This is a genomic window from Clostridium sp. UBA6640 (genome assembly GCF_002455975.1).
Taxonomy (GTDB): Bacteria; Bacillota; Clostridia; order Clostridiales; family Clostridiaceae; genus Clostridium_J.
The window spans coordinates 7,840-14,090 of record NZ_DKLM01000041.1 but is presented as its reverse complement, the minus strand read 5'-3'; the positions used below and the strand labels follow the sequence as shown (position 1 = coordinate 14,090).

Here is a 6,251-nt window from a genome sequence, read left to right as displayed (position 1 = left end):
ACAAACATTGCAAAGGAAGAATTAAAGTGAATACCCTAACTATAGATTGCACATTTCAGGCATCTGAAATAAAATAACCAGAATATTGACTAGTTTTTTAAGACACCTTAATTTGTAATATTAAATTATTAATAGAAATTTAGAGATTTTATCTCTTTAGATTTTATATGAGCTTCTCTTTCTTCATTTACCAAAGCTATTGCTTTTCTAATATAATAAAATCCAGTTACAGCTGAAATTATATCAGTTATTGGATAAGTAATCCAAGCTCCTGTTACTCCTAACGATTTTACTAGAAGTATTACTATAGGTATAAATAATATTAACTGTCTATATATTGAAAGTATAAAACTTGTTCTTGCTTCTTCAATTGATTGATAAAAATATATTGCTACATAGTAAATCCCTATTGTAGGGAATAATGATATACACATTCTAAATGCTTTAACAGCCTGTGGTAATAAGTCTTTTTCTTTTAAGAAACTTCCTATTATAGGTTCTGCAAATATCAACATTCCTACCCAAAGTATTACAGAAGTTACTGCAACTCCAATAATAGCTTTTTTAACTATTTCTTTTAATCTCTTATAATTCTTAGCTCCATAATTAAATGCTGCAATTGGTTGCATAGCAGAACTTATTCCTATTACTGTTATATATAAGAACATTGAAATTCTTGTTACAACTCCTACAATTATAATCGCTGCATCTCCGCCTTCTGATGCCAGTATGTTATTTAATAATCCAGCAACCACTGCATCCGATATCTCAATCATAAAGGTTGAAAATCCTATTGCCATTATAGATTTACTTATAGCATTGTCTAAACTAAAACTTAGCTTTAATCTTAAAGCACTTTTAACTCTCGAAAATTTATACATTACAAATATAAATGATATTATTTGCGACGTTACTGTCGCTATTGCAGCTCCCATAACTCCCATCGGGAATATTACAACTAATACATAGTCTATAATTACGTTACATATAGCTCCTATTGACGTTGCAATCATCGTTACCTTATTATTTCCTAGAGCTGTCATTATATAGCAAGGTACAAATGTAAATGCTTGAAATATTCCACCGAATAATATGATACTTATATATTGATTTGCATATGGAAATATAGTATTACTTGCACCTAACTTTGTTATAATAGATGATTTAAATGTAAAAATTATAAGTGGTATTACCGTAAGAGATATTAAAGTTAATATGAAGGCATTACTTATAGTTTTCTTTAAATCGTCATAATTCTCTTCTCCTAAATTCCTGGCTACCGCAGTAGAAGCTCCAACTGCAATTAATAATGCTATTGATGAAAGTAGTCTTTGAATTGGGAATGCTATTGTTAACGCGCCTATAGCATTAGCCCCTACATATCTGCCTACATAAAAAGTATCTACCATATTGTAAAGTTCTGCAACGAACATCGATATTACCGTAGGCAATGCAAACTTAAGTAATAACCGACCTACCTTTCCGTCAGAAAAAATTCTATTGTCCAATCCCATGTTATCCACCTCGTATTAATAGTATTAAATGTTAATTTTATTTCTTTATTTTTCATTTCCTAAATTACCACTCTCTTTCATCAATGCTTTTTGTACTAATACCCTTCTAAAAAACGTCTCTACTTCCTATACTACTATTATAATGGTACAAAAAAATATATGCACTCACCTATTTGCTCTATAAAAAGTACATTTTTAAGGACTTTGCGTTAAACTTTATTCTTCAAAAAAGTATAAAAGCACCCTAAAAAGGGTGCTTTTGTACTTTTTTAAGTAAAATTAGTGTTGCACCATAGCCATCTATATTAGGAGCTAAGTGAAATACTGTACTTTTTCTAGCATATTTAAATTTTATACTTNNNNACTCTATAATCATGATAAAGATTCGTTATATTTAAGAAATATTTCTTCTCTTTAACATTTTTACTTCCTCTTTTTTTCCTAAGTTCTTCAAGTTCAATAAGATTCTCTAAATCTTCACTATGGGTGTATAAAAGGATTTGTAAATCATCTCCCTTAGAAGTTACAATATATCCTTCACCTTTACACACTAAAGTATCACCTAATTGACTTAAAAGATAGTAAGCAAAATAAGATGGCTTTTTAATTCCAAAGCTATTTATAATTCCACTATCACCTATAAAAAGCTGATTGTCTATCTTTATATCCTTTTGTATTACATCTACTGCTTTTATAGAATCTTTGGATTCTGTCTCTAAAGTTGCCTTGTTTATTATATATGGAAGCATATAAGAGGTATCATATATGGGATTTACATTTTTGTTTTCTACATAAGATTCATCTATAAGTTGGAGACTATATTGTTCTGTAAATAATTCTATAATTTGCTCCTTTAACTCACCTTCTATAGAATTATGAAGCTGAAACTTCCACTTTTTAAATTCATAAGCTCCATACTCTTCTGTAAAAAATTTTATAAAATATTTCAATATATATAGTAAATTATCATCTTCAAAGTTTTTATTTTCGATTACAATAAACGGTCTTAACTGCATACTCAAAAGAAAGTCTACTATTTGTTTTATATACATAAAATTTATAAACTCGCTGTTTTCAAATATTCCTAAGTGCTTTGAAAATAGTTTTGTAATTTTCCCATATTCAAATCCTATATTATGTTGAATATCTTTTATATATTTTCTATGATTTTCTTTTAAAAGGTCATAACCATACCCTAGATAAATCACTTCTTTATAATTATGATTGAAATTCCCCTTTGATTCAGCTGCATCTATTTGAAGTCTTATTATTTTTTCCTCATAATTGAATCTTTCGTAATCATCTAGATATTCAGATACATAATCTATAGCTTCTTTTATATCCAAATAATCTATTTTTTTTATTTTCTCAAGATCCTTTTCATCTACTTTATATTTCTTTCTATATTGTTTAGGAGTGAGTTTATAATGTTTTTTAAAATGCTTATTATAATATCTACTATGAGAAAATCCTACTTCTTCAGATATATCAGAAATTGTCATATCTGTATCTAATAAAAGTTTTATAGATTCCTCAACTCTAGTCAAGTTAACAAACTCTTTAAAACTCAATCCCATAGTATTTTTAATTTCATGTGAAAGATAATGTGTGCTTAAAAATTCCTTCTTTGCAATATCTTGAAGGCTAATCTTATTATTATAATTATGATAAATATATTTAACTATTCTGTGATATCTCTCAAGTTGTTCTTCATTGTCCTTAAGCTCTTCTTTTTCATACATTAAATAGTGGAAATTATTTATAAGATGATATAAAAGTTCAATTAATGTTTCTTCTATCATTTCATCATAATCATCCTGCTTTTGTACTACTTCACAAAGCACTATAGATAAATAATTTCGTATTACTTCATATTTTTCTTCATTTTGAACTCCCACATCAGATGAGTTAACATAAAAGAACATGTTTTTTATATCTTCATAAAATTGTTCAAAAAATTTTAAATCTATATGAAACATTAATACTTTGTTTTCTTCATCATCACTATAAATCCTATGAGCTTCTTCTGTATTTATAATTTCAATTTCTCTCTCTTCAACCTCATAGGTTTCTGACTCAATAGTTACGTTAATGGTTCCTTTCAATACAAAAAGTATCTCAAGGTGTTTATGCCAATGTATAGGGTATTCTTTAATACTTACTAACTCAACTTCTACTGGCAAATTTTCTCTAAAACTTGTATACTCTAACCTCATTTAGCATCCCCTCACAAATTGATTTCCATGCCATCATAGGCAAATTTTATATTCTGATCCCTATATTTTTCCTCCAATTTAATATAATCGCTATAAGATTTTCCCCAATCCTCCTCAATATGAGTTATTATTACTTCTTTTATATTATACTTATTCTTAATTTCTATAACTTCCTCCATGGTAAAAAGAGTTTGTTTTAATATATTATCTTCTGGTATAAAGTATCCATCCTTTAATGGCTCATCCGGTATAACATTTCCTAAAATCATACATTCAGCGTTATAAAAGATTTCCTCATCTTTTGGAAAAGGTTTTATGTCACAAGGAGCATATATAAGTTTTCTTTCTCCTTCTTTAAAAACAAATATTGTAGATGTATCAGGAGTTTTTACTGGGATAAAACTTATTTTTATATTGTCTATAGTTATAGATTCATGTTCATTTAAGCTCTTAATTTCAATCAATCCTGTACTTTCATAATACCCTAGATAAGAGCCATATTTATTTCTTATTTGTTTCAAATCTTCAATAACATCATAAAGTCCATAAAGGGATATTTTATTATCAGCAGGTTTATTATCAACTAAAACTTCAAGCCATCTTAACTTTAGATGCTCTATAACTCTCATACCTAGTGTATGATCTGGATCCCAGTGACTATATAATATATTTTTAACTTCACTTATATTTTCTCTATTAATTTGATAAACACTATCCTCTGGAGTATCTATAATAGTTTTTATATCATCAATAAATATTGAGCACCCGCTTCTTGAAAAGGGTACCCCTTTGTTTCTAGCTTCATTACAAACTTCGCATTGGCAAGTAGGCAGCGGAAGTGCAACACATCCTCCTGATCCTAAGACTTTAATTTTCATAAATTTCCTCCCAAGCAACTATCATCAATGGAGAATTGACGATGGACAATTGACAATTATGGTTGAAATTAGTTTTAATCAAACTAATTTCTTTAATATATTTTGTAGCGGCGAACATTGTTCGCCATTTTTTATACATATCGTAATGTAATGGTTATGGCGAACTCAGTTTATGCTGAGAAATATTCATAACTCTGAATTACTCTAAGTTTCAATTGTAATATATTTATATAATACTACTTAAGCAATAATTAATCAAAAGACATTAAAATATGTAAAAAACCAAGTTGAACACGATTGCTGTTCAACCTGGCTTTTATGGGGATTAAAGATTAATTTATGTTATTTTAACTTACTAGCTTAATAATATTTTTTTAACATACTTTAAATTAATTGCTTTAAAGTATATTTATCTCTCTTTCTTCAAATTTTACTTCCTTAGTTTTAAAAATATATATACCTATTAATATAAAAATCAAATTTAAAATTATCCAGTAAACTAAAGAAAACATTATAGTAGGTCTTCCATCTACTGTTGCAAAGTTATGCCGTGTAATTGCTGTATTATAATGTACAGCATAGTTGTTATATTTAACTAGTCCTTTTGTTTCAACTGCTTGACTTAAAACACTTGGACTATAGGCTAATATAGTAGTTATAAAACCTTGATTAAATAATGTACTAACCACAAAAATTATCATTCCTATAAGGTTAAAGTATAAAAATAAAAATAATAGATTTAATAATATTGCCGTACTAGGTAAAATCTTTTCCGTCATGGTTAATAAATTATTATCATTATAAACATCGAAATAATTCTTAAAAAACTTACTCCACTCATTGTTAAATGGCAATTTTATAACTGAAGAAATAGTACAAATCAGTACTATAACTCCTATAAATATAAGGCTTGACACAGAGATAATTATTATACAGTTTTTATAATAACTTAATCTACTGTTGTATTTTAAAATTAAACATTTTTTTAATTGTTCACTTTTTCTTAAGTTAAAAATATAAAGTATGTATCCAGCCGTAAAAACAAAAGTTATACTAAAATGATCGCTTAATACATATATAAAAAAGTCATACCCTGTTCTAAAGACTCCTATTTCTTCGCCATTGAAAGCGTGCATTTGATACCCTATAAATAGCATAAATATAAGTGCTATTAAATAATTCTTTTTATTTTCCATGTTTAATTTCAAAATAAATTTTAACCGCTTAATCATTCTTAAAAGTCTCCTTCTCTTTTAATCACCATATAACTTCAAATTATATATGCAGTAAAAGTAAATTATCAAACATTATTGTGTATAATTGTTATTTTGTATGATTTTCCAATTTTAGTATAATATTTTTCTCATGCCAATAATAGAGTTGTTGCCTATTTTGACCTTAAAATGTAATAATTGCACTAATTTTTAATAAAACTCTTAAATTTCACTCATAAATATATATAAATAAAATTAAGAGTGTGATTAGGCTTCACACTCTTAGTTTTATTTATATATGTTTATTTTTTCTTCCTGTATCATTTAAACTTTAAACATTCTGTAGCAATAGCTAAGAAATTAATAATGAAGAATAAAAAATTTAGGATGAAATTCACTCTTAGTGAATTTCTTAAAATAAAATTTTTT

Annotated in this window: 4 protein-coding genes; all 4 read right to left on the bottom strand. The window is 26.9% G+C overall.

The features are described from left to right. Positions 1 to 128: 128 nt before the first annotated feature. Positions 129 to 1,514: an MATE family efflux transporter gene (locus B2W91_RS04415; RefSeq protein ID WP_291579068.1), complete on the bottom strand. Its 1,386-nt coding sequence runs from the start codon at positions 1,512 to 1,514 to the stop codon at positions 129 to 131. Positions 1,515 to 1,858: 344 nt separating this feature from the next. Beyond that, on the bottom strand, positions 1,859 to 3,730 hold the full coding sequence (locus tag B2W91_RS04410; protein WP_291579067.1) for a helix-turn-helix domain-containing protein: 1,872 nt from the start codon (positions 3,728 to 3,730) through the stop codon (positions 1,859 to 1,861). Positions 3,731 to 3,741: 11 nt separating this feature from the next. Then, positions 3,742 to 4,608 (bottom strand): MBL fold metallo-hydrolase, encoded by an 867-nt coding sequence (locus tag B2W91_RS04405; protein ID WP_291579066.1) that lies wholly within the window; start codon positions 4,606 to 4,608, stop codon positions 3,742 to 3,744. A 398-nt stretch (positions 4,609 to 5,006) separates the two neighbouring features. After that, entirely contained in the window at positions 5,007 to 5,840 is an 834-nt protein-coding gene (locus tag B2W91_RS04400; RefSeq protein WP_291579065.1) for a hypothetical protein, read from the bottom strand. Between the last annotated feature and the right edge of the window lie 411 nt (positions 5,841 to 6,251).